The sequence below is a fragment of the Aeribacillus sp. FSL M8-0254 genome, from assembly GCF_038008845.1.
In the GTDB taxonomy this organism is placed as follows: domain Bacteria; phylum Bacillota; class Bacilli; order Bacillales; family Aeribacillaceae; genus Aeribacillus; species Aeribacillus composti.
The window spans coordinates 1,922,115-1,942,741 of record NZ_JBBOZY010000001.1 but is presented as its reverse complement, the minus strand read 5'-3'; the positions used below and the strand labels follow the sequence as shown (position 1 = coordinate 1,942,741).

The 20,627-nt window shown below is 37.5% G+C and carries 19 protein-coding genes and 2 pseudogenes; 7 read left to right on the top strand and 14 right to left on the bottom strand.

The genetic code is table 11. From position 1 onward, the window contains the following. Positions 1-774: 774 nt before the first annotated feature. From NSQ44_RS09320 to NSQ44_RS09305, 4 genes are all read right to left on the bottom strand, one after another. A complete protein-coding gene (locus tag NSQ44_RS09320) occupies positions 775-906 on the bottom strand; it encodes a hypothetical protein (protein ID WP_340856761.1) in 132 nt (43 codons plus the stop codon). A 473-nt stretch (positions 907-1,379) separates the two neighbouring features. After that, complete coding sequence (locus tag NSQ44_RS09315; RefSeq protein ID WP_165381934.1) at positions 1,380-1,538, bottom strand: hypothetical protein; 159 nt, start codon at positions 1,536-1,538, stop codon at positions 1,380-1,382. A 344-nt stretch (positions 1,539-1,882) separates the two neighbouring features. After that, the gene (locus NSQ44_RS09310) at positions 1,883-2,563 is read right to left on the bottom strand and encodes a DUF4062 domain-containing protein (RefSeq protein WP_340856759.1); all 681 of its coding nucleotides are present in this window, start codon (positions 2,561-2,563) and stop codon (positions 1,883-1,885) included. Between the two features lie 106 nt (positions 2,564-2,669). Further along, complete coding sequence (locus NSQ44_RS09305; RefSeq protein ID WP_044899176.1) at positions 2,670-3,890, bottom strand: IS110 family transposase; 1,221 nt, start codon at positions 3,888-3,890, stop codon at positions 2,670-2,672. A gap of 679 nt (positions 3,891-4,569) precedes the next feature. On the opposite strand from NSQ44_RS09305, the gene NSQ44_RS09300 reads away from it, so the two are divergent. Continuing rightward, positions 4,570-6,894 (top strand): TOTE conflict system archaeo-eukaryotic primase domain-containing protein, encoded by a 2,325-nt coding sequence (locus NSQ44_RS09300; RefSeq protein ID WP_340856755.1) that lies wholly within the window; start codon positions 4,570-4,572, stop codon positions 6,892-6,894. Positions 6,895-7,196: 302 nt separating this feature from the next. Here the strand turns inward: NSQ44_RS09300 and NSQ44_RS09295 are convergent, their stop codons facing one another. From NSQ44_RS09295 to NSQ44_RS09265, 7 genes are all read right to left on the bottom strand, one after another. Then, the gene (locus NSQ44_RS09295; protein WP_066248612.1) at positions 7,197-7,535 is read right to left on the bottom strand and encodes a HepT-like ribonuclease domain-containing protein; all 339 of its coding nucleotides are present in this window, start codon (positions 7,533-7,535) and stop codon (positions 7,197-7,199) included. Continuing rightward, positions 7,519-7,794, bottom strand: coding sequence for a nucleotidyltransferase family protein (locus NSQ44_RS09290; protein WP_066248648.1), 276 nt, complete (start codon positions 7,792-7,794; stop codon positions 7,519-7,521). The genes NSQ44_RS09295 and NSQ44_RS09290 overlap by 17 nt, the downstream gene beginning before the upstream one ends. Positions 7,795-8,409: 615 nt before the next feature. After that, on the bottom strand, positions 8,410-8,832 hold the full coding sequence (gene arsC / locus NSQ44_RS09285; protein ID WP_340856751.1) for an arsenate reductase (thioredoxin): 423 nt from the start codon (positions 8,830-8,832) through the stop codon (positions 8,410-8,412). 20 nt (positions 8,833-8,852) lie between these two features. Further along, a complete protein-coding gene (gene arsB / locus NSQ44_RS09280) occupies positions 8,853-9,914 on the bottom strand; it encodes an ACR3 family arsenite efflux transporter (RefSeq protein WP_340856749.1) in 1,062 nt (353 codons plus the stop codon). Positions 9,915-9,940: 26 nt separating this feature from the next. After that, positions 9,941-10,288, bottom strand: coding sequence for an ArsR/SmtB family transcription factor (locus NSQ44_RS09275; protein ID WP_340856745.1), 348 nt, complete (start codon positions 10,286-10,288; stop codon positions 9,941-9,943). Positions 10,289-10,613: 325 nt separating this feature from the next. After that, positions 10,614-10,814, bottom strand: coding sequence for a hypothetical protein (locus tag NSQ44_RS09270; RefSeq protein WP_063388320.1), 201 nt, complete (start codon positions 10,812-10,814; stop codon positions 10,614-10,616). 671 nt (positions 10,815-11,485) lie between these two features. After that, the gene (locus tag NSQ44_RS09265; protein ID WP_340856742.1) at positions 11,486-11,740 is read right to left on the bottom strand and encodes a hypothetical protein; all 255 of its coding nucleotides are present in this window, start codon (positions 11,738-11,740) and stop codon (positions 11,486-11,488) included. A gap of 192 nt (positions 11,741-11,932) precedes the next feature. Here NSQ44_RS09265 and NSQ44_RS09260 point away from each other — a divergent pair, with 192 nt between their 5' ends. Further along, entirely contained in the window at positions 11,933-13,159 is a 1,227-nt protein-coding gene (locus tag NSQ44_RS09260; protein ID WP_044897903.1) for an IS110 family transposase, read from the top strand. Between the two features lie 105 nt (positions 13,160-13,264). On the opposite strand, the gene NSQ44_RS09255 is transcribed toward NSQ44_RS09260, so the two are convergent. The 3 genes from NSQ44_RS09255 to NSQ44_RS09245 are packed head-to-tail and all read right to left on the bottom strand — an operon-like array spanning position 13,265 to position 14,714. Continuing rightward, entirely contained in the window at positions 13,265-13,741 is a 477-nt protein-coding gene (locus NSQ44_RS09255; protein ID WP_340856738.1) for a methionine ABC transporter permease, read from the bottom strand. Continuing rightward, a complete protein-coding gene (locus tag NSQ44_RS09250; protein WP_340856736.1) occupies positions 13,734-14,498 on the bottom strand; it encodes a methionine ABC transporter ATP-binding protein in 765 nt (254 codons plus the stop codon). The genes NSQ44_RS09255 and NSQ44_RS09250 overlap by 8 nt, the downstream gene beginning before the upstream one ends. Before the next feature lie 15 nt (positions 14,499-14,513). Further along, on the bottom strand, positions 14,514-14,714 hold the full coding sequence (locus NSQ44_RS09245) for a MetQ/NlpA family ABC transporter substrate-binding protein (RefSeq protein ID WP_232515759.1): 201 nt from the start codon (positions 14,712-14,714) through the stop codon (positions 14,514-14,516). A gap of 467 nt (positions 14,715-15,181) precedes the next feature. Here NSQ44_RS09245 and NSQ44_RS09240 point away from each other — a divergent pair. From NSQ44_RS09240 to NSQ44_RS09220, 5 genes and pseudogenes are all read left to right on the top strand, one after another. Then, positions 15,182-15,445, top strand: a pseudogene (locus NSQ44_RS09240) (DUF91 domain-containing protein); the annotation flags it as partial. A 103-nt stretch (positions 15,446-15,548) separates the two neighbouring features. Then, complete coding sequence (locus NSQ44_RS09235) at positions 15,549-16,862, top strand: transposase family protein (protein WP_044897475.1); 1,314 nt, start codon at positions 15,549-15,551, stop codon at positions 16,860-16,862. Between the two features lie 259 nt (positions 16,863-17,121). Continuing rightward, a complete protein-coding gene (locus NSQ44_RS09230; RefSeq protein ID WP_340856732.1) occupies positions 17,122-17,724 on the top strand; it encodes a DUF5655 domain-containing protein in 603 nt (200 codons plus the stop codon). Between the two features lie 359 nt (positions 17,725-18,083). Continuing rightward, positions 18,084-19,223 carry an IS110 family transposase gene (locus NSQ44_RS09225; protein ID WP_340856730.1) on the top strand — a complete coding sequence of 380 codons (1,140 nt, stop codon included), beginning with the start codon at positions 18,084-18,086 and terminating at the stop codon, positions 19,221-19,223. Positions 19,224-19,433: 210 nt separating this feature from the next. After that, positions 19,434-20,544 (top strand): annotated as a pseudogene (locus NSQ44_RS09220) (IS4 family transposase). Positions 20,545-20,627: the final 83 nt, after the last annotated feature.

Genomic DNA, 20,627 nt, shown 5'->3' with positions numbered 1-20,627 from the left:
AGACAAATAAGAACGAATATGCTATTATCTTAGTAATCTTATCCAATTTTTTGGCGGTAATTATCATTTTTTTATACGATTTATCAAAGATTATACGCTATTATTTAAGTTAACTTACTGTTTTATCATTTTTTTATCGTTTCACTTTATATTATGTAAACTAAAATTTGAAAAATATAAAGCAGCTATTGACTACTTAACTGCCCTTTCGTTAATTTTAAAATTCTTCGCTAAATGATTTGTCATGTTTTAACAACCATGTATAATACGTTTCTAATGTAATTCAAGCAGTTCCACATGCTCGATGAATGCAATAATTTTTTTTCGATATTCATCGATAAAAGCTTTTTACTTTCTGCAACAGCATGTTTTGTCTTTAATTTTGCGTTTTGTAATGTTTCTGTATCCAAATTTTGATCCGGGAACACTTCAAATTTGCGTTTTAAGTACAATCCTTTGTCATGAGATAAATCCAGTCGTAAAATTCCTTAATGGTTTTACGACCGCTCATATATAAACGAATTTAGTTAAGTTTACTTCAAATCCACATGCTTTTAAATGATTCTCCAATGCAGTTACAATAACTTTTCTATAAATCTCTATCACCAATGCAACAAGCATTTCAAAGGAATCTGAACTAGAAAAAAATTAATTTAAGTTATTATTGTTGGTGTATTCACAATATTTATTAATTATCTAGTTAAGAAAGTGAACATCGTTAAAAAGCAGTTAATTTAACAAACCGATCGACTTGATTTTCTTAGATTTCATGCATTAATATTCAACCCGCAAATTATAACACCGCGTTTTCCTGTAAGAAAATCCGATTAAACGATAATTTAAATTTCCTGGTTCTTTTTGATACAGTTCTTCATATAAGCGCAATGCTTCCACGTACTTTTTCATGTTTAAGAAAATTCTTACTTTTTACTGCTGTTGCAAAGCTTTCATGGTGTGTATCCTTAATGGTTACTCCTTCAAATTCGAGAATTTCTTCAGGGGGTTCATTTGTGTCGTGAATTTATGAAGTTAGAATCTATTTGATTAATGCAATATTGTTGTCTTAACCTTTTTTTCTTTTATTCGCAGGATGGTTGAGGTTCTTAACAAAGATTCCTTTCTGCATCTGCTTAGATAATTTATCTAACTTCTCCAAGTTTTCGAATACAGACATGTCCCCTTCAATTGCTTTTCCAAACAACTCTTTTATGATATCCGTTTGGGCATTCTTTTGACCTTCTTATTGAATACTTTGGTGATAGATGGGCTTCTTCTACTATCTTGAACATATTGAAATTGTAGAACGTGCAAATTTAAAACATTCGAAGAAATGGATTTTACTCCTTCTATCAGTAGAGCATTTTTTACATCATGAGCGTTTATTTTGAATGACGAAATGAACTTTTTATTTGGGAAAGTTTATTTTGTAAGTTTGCGTGATCACGTTTCATTTGACTAAGGCGATTCGTTACAACTTTTTTTCCATATCCATGTGGTGCGGAGGCGATTAATATTACATTTTCTTTATAATTATTCATTTGAGAGACCTCCTAACAGCATTTTGATAAAGTAACAATAAGAATATCCTTTTGATTCAAGTATAGCATTAAATATATTCTCTTGGTAAGCCTTCAGTTTATAATAATCCCACTCTCCTAGCAGGGGCAGATGAAAGCAAAATACATAAGTCTTTACCTTAAACAAGAAATAGCATATTCTTTTTTCCAGTGAATAGTATAGCTTTTCATTATGATTATGATCATTATATGTTTGCACAACGTAAGAAGAAGTATCATCTAATGAAAAGTTCTCAGGAGTTGTTAATCCATCATATTCTTTGCAAATCATCTGGTTATCTCTTTTTTCGTAAAGAGTTACGGCTTTACAGTCCATTAATTCCTATAGCTTCTTGTTGGTACTTTGTATTTGTAGAGTAAATATTGCAGCCGACCATCTTAGATCGTAAAAGCGCTAATAGCCTTCTCCAATTTGTAATTTGCCCATTCCGCAATAAACTTATGAATTCAAATGATAGTTCATAAAAATCCCCGTATAATTCTACATGTTCTAAGCTCCGTTCTATTTCAGAACGAATATTTAAGTATTGAAGGCTTTCTTTGAAAAGAGCTGAAAGATAGCTTTTTATGTTTGAAAGAATTTCGACACCTAATGAGCATTTTTCGAAATATATGCCTTTTTGTTCTGCATCATAAAGAAAGTACCATACATAATTTTCGGCAATATGAGGCTCCTCTTTAATATTTTCGCTTATAAAATTCAACATTGAATCCGGTTCTTTACCGTGTTCGCTTAAATACTGTACTAACGATTGTTTTATTTGAGGTCTGATCGTCCGAAAATAGGTATCAAGAACTATATCGTGAACATACACGATAAGACGTTTATTTTCGTGATATGCACGTAAAAATTCAAGGTGAGTAACAGTTTTCCCTTCATCCTCTAAGAATGTTCCTGCTTTATCCGCGATAAATAGCAGAAAGATATCACTTCTTGATACGTACTCCAAACAAGTTCGGATGGCATCTTGGTGAATATATCGCATACTATCCTATCCTGAAAACAAAATTTGGCAAAAAACAACCCCCACCTAGCCTTTGGAATATAATTTCCAAAGGAAGGTATTAAAGTTTATATATGGTTTAATTCCCTTATGCACCCACTTTTTCTAACTTCACTTCGTACCCTAACCCCTCTAATTTCTTCACCGTTTGACGCACGATCTTTGCTTCCCGTTGACGATCCCAATAGTCTGCCCCTAATTCTTTATACGGTTCCTTCCGAGTTAACAGGTAATAGATGATTTCTAATATCGTTCGTCCAACTGCCATACTCGCTCGATTCGCCCCTCTTCTTGCGGCTATGCGGTGATATTTCGCGGATAAATACGTATCCTTCTTTCTCGCGGCGGCACGGGCACATTCTACTAAACACGCTCTCAGCTTCTTGTTCCCTTTCCTCGTTCGGCTTGATAACCGTTTCCCCGCACTCTCGTAGTTTCCTGGTGCCATGCCTGCCCACGATGCCAGATGGCTCGCTGATGCAAAGCGACTCATATCGGTTCCGATTTCCGCCAAAATTTGTTCCGCACTTTTCCGCCCGACTCCCGGAATCGTATCTAAGAGCTCCAGCGCTTCTTCAAAAGGGCGCGTTCTCTCCTCGATCTCCTGATCTAATCGCGCAATCGCTTCATCTAGGTATTCCACATGCCGCCATTGTTCGGCTAACATCATCCGTTGATGAGGGCCGATTACCCCGTGTAATGCGCGCTGGAGTTCTTCCACTTTTTGTTTCAATTTCCCTTTTGCGAGCTGAGCGATGACCATCGGATCGTTTTTCCCTTCGATCAACGCACGAATCATTTTTCGTGCCGATGCCCCATTGATATCGGAAACAACGGACGACAACTTGATGTTCGCTCCTTCCAATACTTTTTGAATCCGATTCAATTCCCGCGCTCTTTCTTCGATCAAACTGCGACGATATCGAACGAGTTCTCGCAGTTCTCGTTGGGCTCGGTCCGGAATATAACTTCCTTTCAACAATCCATGGCGAAGCAAGTTGGCGATCCACTCGGCATCCTTCATATCCGTCTTCCGTCCAGGAACTGCTTTAATATGCCGGGCATTGACGACAAGCGTTTCGATTTGTTCGAGTTCGAGCAAATTGTACAACGGTTTCCAGTACACGCTTGTCGATTCCATCGCCACGTGCGTCACCCCTTTTTCTTTCAACCAGTTCACAAACTCCAGCAATTCATCGGTCATGGTACCGAATGTTCGTATTTCTTTTCCTTCAGGGGTGATGGTACAAGCGGTAATGGATTTTTTATGCACGTCTACTCCACAACAACGTTCATATAATACCTTCATCGCTTTCCCTCCCTGCTTCATTTCATCTTCAGCTGGTGCAGTAGCCTATGACGAAGCATTCTATCCTGCGTGCTTCCCAACTCGGGAGCGACATTCCGTGGTGCACCAGGCTACTGGGGTCCGTCTATCTTTCGGACTCTTGCGTACCATAGATGCATCGACCTCATGACCCCAGCTGCAAGGAGTTATTTCGACAATATTCGTTTTCATCCTTCCGATGGTGCCGAATTTTTTTCGGCATGGGGGTCTATCTTCAAAACGAATAGGTTCATGCCCCATATTTTTTAATTCCTCAAATACAGCGTTTCGTATAGAGGAAAGAGCATCTTGTGCAACAGAACTTATAAAAATAGTAGTTCTATCCATATTACAAAACCACCTTACTTTTTAAACAACCTCCCGTGAATCTATTTGATTAATAGAACATTGTTGTCTTAACCTTTTTTCTTTTATTCGCAGGATGGTTGATGTTCTTAACAAAGATTCCTTTCTGTATTTAGCTTACGACAAAAGCTGCTAAATTCCTCCGCTTCCAATGATAAGTCTTTCTTCCTTACAGTGGTTTAAATGAATTAAGTAGTTTAATTAAATACTAGCATGAAGAGTTGCTTAATTTACACATCTAACTCAATACTTTACAATATCATTACAGTTAAATAAATGTTTTAGAGGTAAAGTCATGGATATCCGGATTCAGTTGCAAGAAGCTCTTGCGGAATGCGAACGTTTAAGGAAAGAAAATGAATATTTAAAACACATTCTTTCAACGATGATGCAAAAGAAAGAAAAAAGTAATTCTGTAACTACGGCTAGTTCTATAGTCAACAACCAATCGTCCCCTGAAGAAAAGATACGATTATTCAAGCGGCTTTTTCGAGGACGGACTGATGTATTTGCGGTTCGCTGGGAGTCAAAAAACGGCCGTGCGGGATATACACCTGCCTGTGCCTATGAGTGGCAACCACCTCTTTGTCGAAAACCGGAGATCAAATGCAGTGAGTGTCCGCATCGAACATTGCTACCGCTAAATGATCAAGTACTTTACGATCATTTAAGTGGGAAGCATACTGTTGGAATTTATCCGATGCAAAAAGATGAAACGTGTTTCTTTTTGGCGATTGATTTTGACAAAAAGAATTGGCAAGAGGATGTGTTGGCGTTTGTTCGTGTATGTAAAGAGTTTTCCGTACCGTATAGCATTGAACGCTCAAGATCTGGGAATGGTGCACACGTATGGATTTTCTTCTCCGAAGCGATTCCTGCTTCATTAGCTCGCAAAATGGGAATGACATTGCTCACTAAAACAATGGAAAAACGATATGAAATAGGTTTAGACTCCTATGATCGATTATTCCCGAATCAAGATACGCTTCCAAAAGGCGGATTCGGAAATTTAATCGCATTGCCGCTTCAGCGAAAGCCAAGGATAAACGGCAATAGTGTATTTGTCGATGAATCCTTTACTCCTTATCCAGACCAATGGCTGTATCTATCTTCTGTTCAAACGATCACAAAAAAAGAAGTACAAGATGTGGTACAGCTTTACGAAAATAAATCTATTACTGTAAACGAAGTTTATCCAGAGAAAATTACTATTGAATTAAAGAATGGTCTATACATTCCAAATGATAGAGTCCCCTCTTCTCTTTTAACTAAGTTGACGAAACTAGCAACATTAGCGAATCCTGAATTTTATAAAGCTCAGAAAAATCGCATGTCTACATACGGAATACCACGAGTGATTAATTGCTCTTGGGATGAGGAAGGATATTTAGTCTTACCGCGCGGCTGTTTGGAGGAGGTTATTAACCTTTTATCGTCATTGTCCATTCAAACTGAAATCATTGATGATCAATTCGATGGACAGACGATTGAGGTGGAATTTCAAGGTGAGTTAACTTCTCAGCAACACGATGCCATATTGCAATTATTGAAACACAATACAGGTGTTCTTTCAGCAACCACTGGTTTTGGTAAAACAGTTATAGCGGCCGCTCTTATTGCGGAACGAAAAGTTAATACGCTAGTCATTGTTCATCGGACACAGTTGATGCAACAGTGGTTGGAGCAATTATCAACGTTTCTTAATATTTCATCAAAAGAAATCGGACAAATTGGCGGCGGAAAAAACAAAATAACAGGAAAAATTGATATAGCAACCATTCAAAGCTTAAATTACAAAGGTCAGTTGAAGTCATTTATTACCCGATATGGCCAAATCATTGTCGATGAATGCCATCATATTTCTGCCTTTAGCTTTGAGAAAGTGTTAAAACAAGTTCGCGCCAAGTATGTGTATGGGCTAACGGCTACACCGATTCGTAAAGATGGTTTACACCCTATTATTCACATGCAATGTGGTCCTATTCGTTATAAAATTGACGGGAAAACCCAAGCAAAAGTAAGGCCATTTATTCATCGTTTAATTCCGAGGTATACGAACTTTACGTCCTCACACAACGATATTCAGCAACTTTATAAAGAAACAGCACTCAATGAACAGAGAAATCAGCAATTATTTGATGATGTGTTGTCTGCGCTTGAAGAAGGCCGTTGTCCGCTAATCTTAACAGAACGAATTGAACATGTTGAAATTTTAAAGCAATTATTTAAAGGATTTGCTAAAAATATTATTGTACTCTCCGGGAATATGACGAAAAAAGAACGGATGGAACAATTGCATCGACTTTCTTCCATTCCTGATGACATGGAAAGATTAGTGATTGCAACAGGAAAATATATCGGTGAAGGATTTGACGATGCGAGGTTAGATACTCTATTTTTAGCCATGCCGATTTCATGGAAAGGCACCCTGCAACAATATGTTGGACGCTTGCATCGAATTCATGCGAATAAACAAGAAGTACGTGTATATGACTACGTGGATAAAAACATCCCGATGATGCAAAAGATGTTTGAAAAAAGATTGGCGGGATACCGCGCCATGGGCTATGTGTTAGATGAAAAAAACAGTTTGTACAACGAACAGATGAAGTTGTTTTAATCTTAGTTATAGAAATGTGTGTATGTTTCATTTCACTTCACTTACACAAGATTACGATTAAATTAGCAGAACCCACCTCGACTCTTAACAATGTGTACCAAGGTGGGGCTTTTTCATTTATTTATGGGGGTTAGAAAATACAGCAAATGTTAAACGTCCAACTACATTTGATGAGCAACTAGAGATTTTAAGAGAACGCCGGTTGAAAATACGAATGTAGCAAGGGCGATTTTGACGAGAGTAAATTATTATCGATTATCATCCTCTACGTTCTATGTTAACTTGAAAAAATTTGGTCTTTATTAAAAATCACTTAGTAATTGTTCAACATGTTGTTTTAACTTAGGAATCTTATTCTGAACAACATCCCAGACAATTCGATAATTAATGGAGAAATAGCCGTGAATCATCATATCTCTCATGCCAGCCATCTTTCTCCATTCGATATGCGGGTGTGCTTGTCGGATTTCGTCTGGAATGTTTTTCGTTGCTTCACCAATCACTAATATATTTTTAATTACCGCGTCCGACACTAAGTCATTGTTTAGAAAATCATCATAAGATAAGCCCTTGGTGTATTTTTCAACTTTTTCTGCAGCCGCAAGAATATCTTGTAAAAAGACTTTAGGCTCTCTCCGCATACTTAGCACTCCTTAAAATACTCGACTTTAATGATGGCTTGATATCATCTAAAATGACTAAATCTACCGGCTTTTGAAAATGATCTTCCAGATTGAATTTTAACTCCATATAATTATCGAATGTCATGGCATGATCCATAAATTCTACTAACACATCAATGTCACTGGACTCCTTTTGTTCTCCCCGGCTATACGAACCAAACAAACCTATCCGTTTTACACCATATTTTTCCTTCCATATATCTAAGTTTCTGGACATTTCGTTAAGTATTTCTTGCTGTGATAACAAATTTATCACCACCGTTTTCTTAATACTCTATATCCTCATTATAGCATCCCTCATTTTAATTATTCTTCATCAAATTGTTAACTGCTACTTTTTTGCTATTTCTTTAGGATAGCTTTTTGTAGGCTTTATGAATACTTAAAACAAGTTCTCTCAGCTATGATGCAAAAGAAAGAAAATAATCAGTCTGTCACTTCGACTAGCTCGATAGTTACTAACCAATCGTCCCCTGAAGAAAAAATACGCTTGTTCAAGCGGCTTTTTCGAGGACGAACAGATTGTATATGCGGTTCGCTGGGAGTCAAAAAACGGCCGCGCGGGATATACTCCTGCTTGTTCTTTGTCGATTAGAGAATCTCTCAATAATTTGACAATCAAAACAGGGAATCTTTTTTTACTATCTATTTTTCTCCCTAAAATCTGCCCCATTGCAGCAGATCTAATAATCTTAATGTTGATATTGTCTTGCAACAGCCAATGCTATATGACTTTTTCGTTAATTGTCTAATTTTTCTCCTAAAAAACACGAAGAGCCCAAGAAAGTTCTCCAGGCTCTTTTTGTTATTGATATGGAGGGACTGAAGGAAGTTATTCACCAGTCTCAGCAAAACGTTTAATTCTTTCACCGATTTCATCGCGAACACGACGGAATACAGCTAATTTTTCCTCTTCCGTTCCTTCTGCCTTTGCCGGATCATCGAATCCCCAATGTACGCGTTTCACATTTGGCGGGGTTACCGGGCAATGGTCTGCGGCATGACCGCATAATGTTACGACTAAATCAGCATTATTTAAAATTTCCGGATCAATCACATCGGATGTTTGATTAGAAATGTCAATCCCTACTTCTTTCATGACTTTTACCGCGTTTGGATTTAATCCGTGAGCTTCGATACCGGCGCTGTACACTTCCCACTCGTCGCCAAGATATTTTTTTGCCCATCCTTCTGCCATTTGGCTGCGGCAAGAGTTGCCAGTGCATAAGAAGTAAATCGTCTTTTTGTCTTTCATGTTTCATTCCACCTTTGTTGTTAATATGATACTGATTCGGTTTTGAAGTATTTTCGTTGAAACCATAATGCTACGTTAACCAATGCAATCATGACAGGCACTTCCACCAGTGGTCCAATAACAGCTGCAAACGCTGCACCAGAATCGATTCCAAACACGCCAACAGCTACGGCAATCGCTAACTCAAAGTTATTACTGCCGGCTGTAAAGGCAAGCGTTGTGGTTACAGGGTAGCTCGCTCCAAATTTCTTCCCCATGAAGAAGGAAACAAAGAACATCAACACAAAGTAAATGAACAATGGAATGGCAACTCTCACTACATCCAACGGCAAACTTACGATAGCGTCTCCTTTTAAAGAGAACATGACGATAATCGTAAACAATAAAGAAATCAATGTAATCGGGCTGATTTTTGGAATGAATACTTTTTCATACCATTGTCTGCCCTTTGCTTTTACCAACAAAAAGCGCGTCACCATTCCGCCAAGAAACGGAATTCCTAAGTAAATGAACACCGACTTAGCGACTTCCATCATTGTAATATCAACGACAGCACCTTCTAGTCCTATCCATTCTGGAATGATTGTCACAAACACATACGCATAAACAGAGTAAAATAGCACTTGGAATACAGAGTTAAACGCCACCAATCCAGCCGCGTACTCTCTATCTCCTTTCGCTAAATCATTCCAGACGATCACCATCGCAATACAACGCGCCAGACCGATTAGGATGAGTCCGACCATGTATTCGGGTTTATCCGGCAAAAAGACAATCGCCAATACAAACATCAATATTGGTCCAATAATCCAATTTTGTACAAGGGACAAAACCAATACCTTGATGTCTTTAAAGACGCGTCCCATCTCTTCGTAGCGAACTTTTGCCAATGGAGGATACATCATTAAAATTAAGCCAATGGCAAGTGGAATCGATGTCGTTCCTACCTGCAAACTGTTCATTACGTCTATAAACCCCGGAAAGACGAATCCTAAGCCGATCCCTGCTGCCATAGCAAGGAAAATCCATAGTGTTAAGTATCGATCCAAAAACGATAGCCGTTTTTTCCCCGTATTACTCATTTTTTCCTCCCCATTTAATTAGTAGGTTAACAACCGCAACGGAGCGTAGGGTTGGTTTCCTCAATCTTACGAATATTCTCTGTTTGATCTGGAATGTGCTGCAGAATTTCTTGAATGAAATCATATAACTCATTTTGTGGGTTGAGGGAATAATAAATCCACTGTCCCCTCTTATCCTCTTTTACTAATCCTGCATCTTTTAACTTGCGAAGATGCTGACTAATCGCCGGCTGACTCATGTCAAACACTTCAAGAAGCTCACATACACAACACTCACGTTGTTTTAAAATGGCCATGATCGTTAAACGTGTTTTATCACCGAGTAGCTTTAAAACGTGTGAGGCTTTTTCTATTTCCACCACTGCTTTTTGCATTTGGAACACCCCCTATACATATAGTTATATAAATATTTACTTATATATCAATCTACTTTATGGTTCATCGCACACTAAAAAATGTCTTTTCATATCCACGACATGAATACTGTTTAGTATTATCATTTCCTTATCTTCAATAAGTATATAACAATATACTTATATAAATCAACGGAAAATACGATTTTTAACATAATTTTTATAATTGACCCGAAAGTATGAAAGAAATTTTTAAAGTCAGTGCAAATAACTTTACGCGAAACAGAAATTTTCGCTGCTTCGCCTGCATGAAAATCAAGTTACAGTCAAGTGATGCTCAACTTTACTAAAACTTCCGACCAGCTCCCCCAATATTTTCAGACCAGTATGGATATTCTTCTGTAGCTGCTGTTGTACGTGCTACTGTTTCTCCCAGTAATTTTGCTACGATGTATAAAGACATATCGATTCCAGCTGACACTCCAGCAGAAGTTAGAATATTGCCTTCATCCACAAATCGGACATTTTGAACTACTTCAATGTCCATTTAATTAGATTTCATGTATTCATTTGCAAATGAATGTGTAGTTGCCTTTTTGCCGGATAATGACCTGCTTCTGCCAACAATAGTGCACCTGAACATACCGATGCGACCATGCCGCCAGACTTGTGAAAATTTGAAACCTATTTAAGCAGCTTTTGATTTTTGAAACATGACCTGATTGCAAATAATGGTCCTCCCTGACAACTTAGTTTACACGGCTTGAATTGCAAAAATTTGCACTTTTCATATCGATTGTCCTCGACCATCTTTTGTTCCCGCACGTACATAGCTTCAACATGCTTTCGATCTCGCAGAACTATTTTGATGATTTGATTTACTGATATCACCTCTTGACTACATTTTTATACATTATACCGGTGATGGGTATAAAATACAATTTATGAGGAAAAAAATAAAACGTTAAAATTCCCTTTTTTAAGAAGCCAATACTATGTTTAAAACAAGAAGCTGTTGAACAATAACCCATGTCAACAGCTTCCTTCATCTATATAAAATTAAAAGAGGGGGAACAATTGTTAATCGCATTTTCTTATTCAGACTGGATTTTACTAAAACTTTATAGAAGATCTCGATTCAAGCAATGCTTTGAAACAAATCATCATTTTGTTAAGACACTATGTTCAAAAATCCCGCAATAAATGCCTCCGTTTAGCTTATCGTTTATCCAAAAAACTGGCTAAACGGCTGCCGCTAATTTGAATAATGGAAACTAAAATGATCATGATAACAACTGTAGCAAGCATAATATCCGGTTGATAACGATAATAGCCATTTCGAACGGCAAAATCTCCGAGACCGCCTGCGCCAACAACACCCGCTATGGTAGAATAAGATATTAAAAGAATAATAATATTAGACCCCCATGCCGCAAAAGCGGCACCAGCAGATGATGAAAATAGTTCGTCCATGTATACTTAATCTTAGGCTGGCCAGCGAGGTCGTCTTACCTTGGTGCCATGAGCCCGTTAATTAGACAGACCCCGACGACCTGGTGCACCACAGACTGTTGCTCCCTGGGGAAGCACGCGGGATAGAATGACGTGTATGGTCGTTGCACCGCCAGCCTGTGTTTATTACATGTTAGGCATGGGGGAACGAACATGGACATTATCCATACTCATGTTTGTGGATTAGACGTTCATAAGAAGAACGTCGTCGCTTGTATTATTACTCCGGATCATCAAGAGATCCGCACGTTTTCTACCATGACTGAAGACTTGCTTATGCTTGTAGACTGGATCAAGGCGCATGGCGTCACTCACGTGGCCATGGAAAGTACAGGTTCCTACTGGAAGCCAATTTATAACCTGTTGGAGATGGAAGACATCAAGATTTTAGTGGTCAATGCCAAACATATCAAAAATGTGCCTGGTCGCAAAACAGATGTAAAGGATGCCGAGTGGATCGCTGGACTCTTACGCCATGGATTGCTACAAGGTAGTTACATCCCTGACCGCCAGCAACGGGAGTTGAGGGAACTCATCCGTTATCGTCGCAGCCTGATTGAAGAGCGGGCTCGCGAAATCAACCGCATCCAGAAGGTACTGGAAGGGGCTAACATCAAACTCTCCTCGGTGGCGACCAATGTGCTGGGCAAATCGGGTCGAGCCATGATCGAGGCTTTAATTAATGGTGAAACTGACCCCGATGTGCTATCCGAACTGGCTCAGCGCCGTCTCAAACGGAAGAAAGAGGAGTTGAAAAAGGCCCTGAAGGGCCTCATCGGCCCTCATCAACGCCTGATGCTTAAAACCCAGCTTGAGCATATTGATCACTTAGATGCCTTGATTGAAGAACTGGATGCTGAAATCAAGGAGCGGATGCGCCCTTTTGAAGATGACCTGGAGCGGTTAGATACGATCCCCGGCGTTGGTCGGCGCACAGCGGAGCATATTTTGGCTGAGATTGGCCCTGACATGACACAGTTTCCTTCGGCAGCTCACTTGTGTTCATGGGCAGGAGTCGCCCCAGGGAATAACGAAAGTGCCGGAAAACGAAAGTCAGGGAAAACCCGCAAGGGAAACCAGAAGCTTCGTAGCACCCTGGTGGAAGCCGCCCGTGCCGCTGCTAGGTCCAAACACACCTATCTATCCAGCCAGTACCACCGTATTGCTGCACGCCGGGGGGCCAATCGTGCAGCGGTTGCGGTCGCTCATAGCATCCTGACTATTGTCTACCATCTCCTCAAAAAGAAGCAGACTTACATCGAACTTGGTCCACATTACTACGAAGAACGCAAGCGCCATCAAGTCGCCAGACAAGCGATTCGGAAGTTGGAAACACTAGGGTTTAAGGTCATGGTAGAGCCGTCAAATCAAACAGCGTAGTTAACCGAAACAGTAACCATCAGGTGCATAAACATGACTTATTCCAGCAAATACCAATCTGCTGGTGTTAACACCCCCTGGATTTTTTGTGCTTTTTTCATGGACTTAAATTTTCGGGATAGATAAGCTGACTACCATTCCTGCTCTCGCTTCAACAAACATTACTTTCCATATAATTTGAAATATATTAGCTCCCATTGAAATAGCTGCTTCGATGACCCCTTTATTTACTTCCACTAAAGATTGTTCTATTAGTCTGGCGAAATAAGGAATAATAGCGATCGAAAGCGGTACAGAGGCAGGAACCGTTCCAACGGATGTTCCTACCAACAGCCGAGTAAACGGAATGACAGCTACGATTAAAATTAATAATGGAAATGCGTTAATTAAATTCACTAATGAATTTAAAATATTGAAAATATGCGGCTGTTCTAATAATTGCCCTTTTCTTGTTAAAAACAGAATCGTTCCTAAAGGAATTCCAAATAGTATGCCAGCTGTTACTGAAATACCTACCATAATGGCTGTTTGCTTAGTGGCTTCTATTATATCAGGAATTTGTTGAATGATGTTTTCAAACATTTAGGATCATCCTTTTGTCCTTATTAAATATTAATTTAGCAATATCAGACTTAGGATTATATTGATTGTCTGATAACGAAAATTCCTCTAAAATACTTCCTTTTTCCATTACGGCTACTTTATTGCAAATTTTTCTCACTACATCCATTTCATGTGTAACAATAACCATCGTTATATTTAGCTCTTGATTAATTTTCTTTAAAAAGGATAGAATATTATCCGTTGTTTGTGGATCTAAAGCTGATGTAGGCTCATCACATAACAAAATTTTCGGGTTCGTTGCCAAAGCTCTTGCGATGGCAACTCTTTGTTTTTGTCCCCCCCCCCCGCTTAAATTAGAGGGGTATTGATTTGCTTTATCTTCTAATTGAACTATGGAAAGACATTCTTCTATTATACTTTTACGTTTAACGGATGGTATTCCGGCAATTTCTAATGGAAAAGATACATTGTCATAAACCGTTTTATTATGAATCAAGTTAAAATGTTGAAATATCATGGAAATCGATTGTCTCATATGCCGCAGCTCTTTCTTCTTTAAAGCCATTATATTTCTTCCTTCAATAAGAACCTCCCCTTCATCAGGCTTTTCAAGGAGATTGATTGTACGAAGAAGAGTTGACTTTCCTGCTCCGCTAAATCCGATAATCCCATAGATATCCCCTTTTTCCACTTTTAATGATACGGATTTAATTGCTTCCAATTTCTCATCTTTTTTAATTTGATAAGTTTTCTTTATATTTTTTAAATGTATCATTTGTGACAGCCCCCATTATTCAAATACTGGGATTATGTCCCCATGGAATGTTTCCTCAATGAATTTTTTAACCTCCGGTGTGTGCAAAACCTTTTTTAATTTTTGGATTTTTTCGTCATTTTGATTGTCTGGTCTAGTCGTGATAACGCCTATAAATTCAGAGCTAGAGTCTTCCGCTATTTTATCTTTTCTTGATGTCTCTTTGAAATTCCTCATGCTCGACATGTCTAGATATTCAATTGACTTAAAATTTAAGTTATCATATAGTTCGTAAACTGGGCGCTTGAGAGAAAAATAATTAACAATACCACTTTTGCTTCTCCGGTTGTTTCATCATCTGTATCGTTTGCAACATGATTTCCTTTCTTGCAAAGGGTAATAAACATTTCATGTAGTTAATAATCAAGCAGTCTTTGTAATGAATGTATTGATTGGTTTCTCTAGTATTTTCAAGAGCCAAAATAATTTTGCAAACATATTTCCGAACGAGTGGAACATTATTAAAATTGAATTGGGGTCTTTTGTTACGTTCTTCCGTATTCTTTACACAGATTGACTAATATGTCTCATTTACAAGCGAAAAAATTATTTAGTCCGCTAAATATCAACGCTTATTGTATACTATCATTATTCATTTATTGTAATTGTAGTTTTAGATGCACAATAAAAGAAGGAGTAGTTTCATGGGTGATATTAAATTATTTCGTATAAATGGAGAACATGTAAGTGAATTGGAAGGCACTTCTCTGACAATTGAAAAATCGCTGCAAACCCTTATTGAGCGTAATCTTGAAACATTTTTAGGTGTACGGTTTTTAGCATCAGAATATTCTACTGGCAAGACACATGGCGGCAGAATCGATACATTAGGTATTGATGAAAATAACTCTCCAGTTATTATCGAATATAAACGAGCTGTCAATGAAAATGTCATTAACCCAGCTCTGAGGAGTAAAAATTCTTCGAGATAAATTGAGCTTCTAGCCCCCATATTTTGATAAATATGCGATAATTTATCTGGATTTATCAAGATTTAAGGGGGATTTGTGAATGTTAACAAGGAAAGAAAAAAGAGAAAGAGAAAAAAACCAAAACTTTTTCTTCGACTTCGTTAAGATTCAAAATCATTTCTTTAAAGACTTGGTAGATCAACTAAAAAAAGTAAAAGATAAAAGGCATCAAAGCTACATTACCTATGGTCCAGAAACAATCCTTTACACCATTCTTCTTAAAAGTGTATTTGGAATCAAATCAATGAGAAGTATGACCGAATTGTTTAATAAGGATGAATGTATCGAAAATATTCGAGTAGTTTTGGGTTTGAAAGAGCTCAACGAGCTCCCGCATTATGATACAATTAATGACTTTTTAGCAAAGTTGGAGCCAAAAGAGCTTGAAACCATAAGGATTTATCTAATCAAAAAACTTTTTGAAAAAAGATGCTTAGAATCCCTCCGGATTCTAAATAAATATTGGCCAATTGTTTTCGATGGGACAGGTATCCATACATTTAAGGAAAAACACTGTGAACATTGTTTGAGAAGGGAATACAAGGATAAGGAAACCGGAGAAACAAAAGTGGCATATATGCACCATGTTCTAGAAGCCAAGCTTGTGGTAGGAGATATGGTTCTTAGCATCGCTACAGAATTTATAGAAAATGAGTCAGAAAATGTTCCAAAGCAGGATTGTGAGTTAAAAGCTTTTATGAGGCTAGTCGATAAATTAAAGAAAACATTTAAACGTCTTCCTATTTGTCTTATCGCAGATAGCCTTTATGCTTGTGAACCAGTATTTGAAATTTGTGATAAACACAATTGGAAATATATTTTCCGGTTCAAAGAAGATCGGATTAAAACGGTTTCTCAAGAATTCAGAGCAATCCAATCTTTAGAAACGAATGGTAAAAGCTCAGAATATTTCTGGGTCAATGATATTGCTTATAACGATCGTTTGGTAAATCTTGTGGAAAAAGTAAAAGTAACTGAGAATGAGAAAAAACAGGAGTTTCTGTTTATTACAAACTTTCGAATAACTGAAAGGAATGCAGAAATACTTGTTCAGGCAGGTCGAAGACGCTGGAAAATAGAAAATGAGGGTTTTAATAACCAGAAAAATGGTTGGTATGAAATTGAACATGTGAATTGTCATAATTACAATGCACTGAAAAATCATTACTTACTTGTTCAAATAGCTGATATCCTTGTTCAACTATATAAATATGGGTCAAAACTTTTGAAGCAGCTGAAAAAGTCAGCAAAAGAAATATCCTCGAAGCTGTTAGAAGCGATCCGAACCCGCATTATAACAGTCGAGGATTTGAAAAAATGTAAAAAAATACAGGTTAGGTTTACATATACCTAACAATTCTATTATAGCAGAAGGGTGTGATGAATAGGGAGTAAAAAAGCAAGTTATCCACAACTTTATAGAAAAATCGCATTAATAGGACTAGTTTTTAAAAATTTTAGAAGGAAAGTAACTGGAAAATTTTACCAACTGTGGATAATTTGAAAATCCCTATTTTGACGAAAAACTTTGAAATATACTCTTCATAGCTGTCATTAACCAAGGATTATATTATCTGGACTGGCTGTTGGATCATAAAGCAGAATTCACTCTTATGGTAATGCGCAAATACGGCAATAACTTGGCTGACGCAATTGATTGGACGAATCCGCGCTTATTATGTATTGCGGGTGGATTCACAAAATATGACGAACATGCTGTTCAACAAATTAATCGGAACATTGAGTTGTACCAGTATAAGTTTTATAAAGATGGATTTCTTTTGCTCGATTTAGTAAATGCAACAACTGCACAACCATTACTGGAAGTTGAAAACCATATTAACTCATCGAAGCCCGGATATAAGACAGTCTCCGAATATCTGGAACAATCCAGTACAGAATTAAAAGACCGGTTTGAAGCAATAAAAGCATATATTATGGCACTAGGCGATGATGTACAAATGGCTGTATTAAAATACTACATAGCCTTTAAGCGCATTAAAAATTTTGTCTGCTTAGAAGTGCATCCTCAGACAGAAAAAATCGTCTTATTTTTAAAAGTGAATCCAGATGAAATTGAACTCGAGCCAGGATTTAGCCGTGATGTTCGAAATATCGGTCATATCGGAACAGGGGATTTAGAAGTCAGTATTTATAATGATGAAGATTTTGAAAAGGCAAAGCGACTTATTCATATGAGCTATGATAGAAGTTAAAAATCGCCGGTAATTATTATACTTGGCGATTTTTAAGTGTTTTTCAATATCACTAGCGTTGCATTAATTTAATTCGAAAATTCCGAATTGAAAAAAGTCCATAAAAAACAATCATGAATTTTCATTCACAACCCTGGCATGAAAATGGATATTTCTTTCCCATAATGTAGATAACACAAACAGTTAACAATACGTAGGCTTTTATGGTGGATGATACCCTGAATAAAAAACTGTTTGAGTGGATTTGGTGAACAACCCATTGTTAGCTCATTCCTTTAGAATGATGACTACGTACAGAAAAATGCTTATATTTCAAATTCACTCGCTGTTTGTGAATCTACTTTATGGGAGGGATTATATTGGATGTACTGATGACACGTTGTGCAGGATTAGATGTACATGCTGAAACAATTGTTGCTTGTGTCATGATTGGCGAACAGGACGATGAATTATTCATTGAAACAGAAACTTTCCCCACTTTAACAAAGGATCTCTTTCGTTTACTAAAGTGGTTGGAAAACCATGGCATTACGCACATTGCGATGGAAAGTACTGGGATTTATTGGAAGCCCGTTTATAACATTTTGGAGGATTACTTTGATATTACATTAGCGAATGCTCAAAGAATCAAGAATGTCCCTGGAAGAAAAACAGATGTTTCGGATGCAGAGTGGATTGCAAAGTTATTGCGTTATGGACTGATTGAAAAAAGTTTTGTTCCACCAGAAGATATACGAAACCTTCGTGATTTAACTCGGCTTCGTAAAAAATGGATCGGCCATTTGACTTCAGAAAAAAATAGGATTCTGAAAGTATTAGAATGCTCAAATGTTAAACTAAATTCAGTTATTTCAGATGTGTTTGGTGTTTCTGGAAGAAAACTTCTATCCAAATTAATTCAAAATGGATATGTTGATTCCATTGATGTAGAAAATAGTATTCACGGAAGAATGAAGCACAAAAAACAAATGATTACAGACTCTTTATTCGGTACTTTAAACGATCATCAAGTCTTTCTAATCAAACAATCTTGGCAACACATCGTTTATTTAGAATCATTAATCAGCCAAATCGAGGAAAGAATAGATGAAATTCTGAAGAATTATAAAGAAGAAGTGGAGTTATTACTAACGATTCCGGGTATTAAAAAGGATTCCGCAGCAATTATTATTGCAGAGATTGGGGTGAACATGGAACAATTTCCTACCTCTCAACACTTAGCGTCTTGGGCCGGAGTTGCTCCAGGAAATCATGAAAGTGCAGGAAAACGAAAGTCAACTAAAACGACTAAAGGGAATCCTCATATCAAAACTGTACTGTGCGAAGTAGCATGGGCAATCTCTAGAAGTAGGAATCGTTGGTTAGCTGCTAAATATTGGTCGATTGCTGCAAGAAGAGGAAAGAAAAAAGCACTCGTTGCCATATCGCATCGAATGCTTCGAATCATTTACTCTATGCTAATTAATAAGGAGCCTTATAAAGAACCTTTAATTAATTAGTATAACCAAAGAAGAATAAGTTTAAACAAAGTTACCTTCCATTAGGTAGCTCTGCTTTCTTATTGTCTTTTTTAGGTTATTTATATATTACCCTCAATAGATCGAAGCTATTCATGGGCTAAGTGGAATTAAATTATTTTCACAGAAAAATCCTTTATAATGGATGGTACAGGTGGTCCCTGTCCAAATCCAATATAAAGGATGAAGCCTATGGACAAGGATACACTATTTTCTTCATTTGGTAAATGGGTCACTCCTCTCAATTCTGTTAAATTTACACAAAGAATTGAAGAGATGAAACAAGATAAATATACGAAAAAATTAACCACAAAAGCGTATTTACTTTTGTTTTTGCATGCTCAACTTCAACAACGAGAAGGACTGCGCGCCATCGCCGATGATGCGTTACTGGATGATTTTCAGCGAGAATTAGGATTGACATCTATTAGTGCTTCACAACTTTCTCGAAAACATCGCCAAGTAAAACCCGAATTGCTCGCAGAAATCTTTCTGGATTTAGTGAATCAAATCCGCCAGATGTCCACGAATTCCTCCAGTCAGGTGAGTGGCTTAAAAATCGTGGATTCTACGACCATTTCACTGAATCTGAAAAAATATCAATGGGCTACGTTTCGCAAAACGAAGTCGGGAATTAAGGTTCATTTACGACTGGTGTTTGTCAATGAAGATACGGTTTATCCGGAAAAAATGGTCATGACCCCAGCAGGGAACAATGATCGAACACAAATGGAACAACTGATCGACGAAACAGATGCCATGTACGTGTTTGATCGTGGTTATGTAGACTACGAAAAGTTCGATTATTCCTGTGATAAAGGCCTCTTTTTCGCCTCCCGTCTGAAAAAGAATGCCTATGTTCGATTTCTTGAATCGTTCTCTGTCCCATCCAATTCCTCTATTTTATCTGATTCGATGGTGGTCATTGGGACACCACAAAAACGAACGGAAAATGTCTTTCGATTAATCGAAACATTCGATTCGGACGGGAATCGAATTCGAATCATTACGAACCGATTCGACCTAAGATCCAGAAGAACTTGGTGATATCTATCGTTCTCGATGGGCCATTGAACTATTTTTTAAGTGGATTAAGCAACGTTTAACACTCAAACATCTTTATGGAACGAGTCCAGAAGCTGTAGAAAATCAGGTTTACTTAGCTCTGATTTCTTACTGTTTACTCATTCTTATTCAACTTGAAATGAAATCGAAACATTCTCTCACCCAGATTTATCGTTGGCTTTGCGTTTTTCTTTGGAAACCAAGTACCGTGTGGGTGGAACGAATTCAACGAGAATGAGTGAAAAAAGTCGACGAAGCGCGTTAGCCATGTAACGATAAAACAAATACATTTATTACCAAATGGATAGTGATCACCTTTAG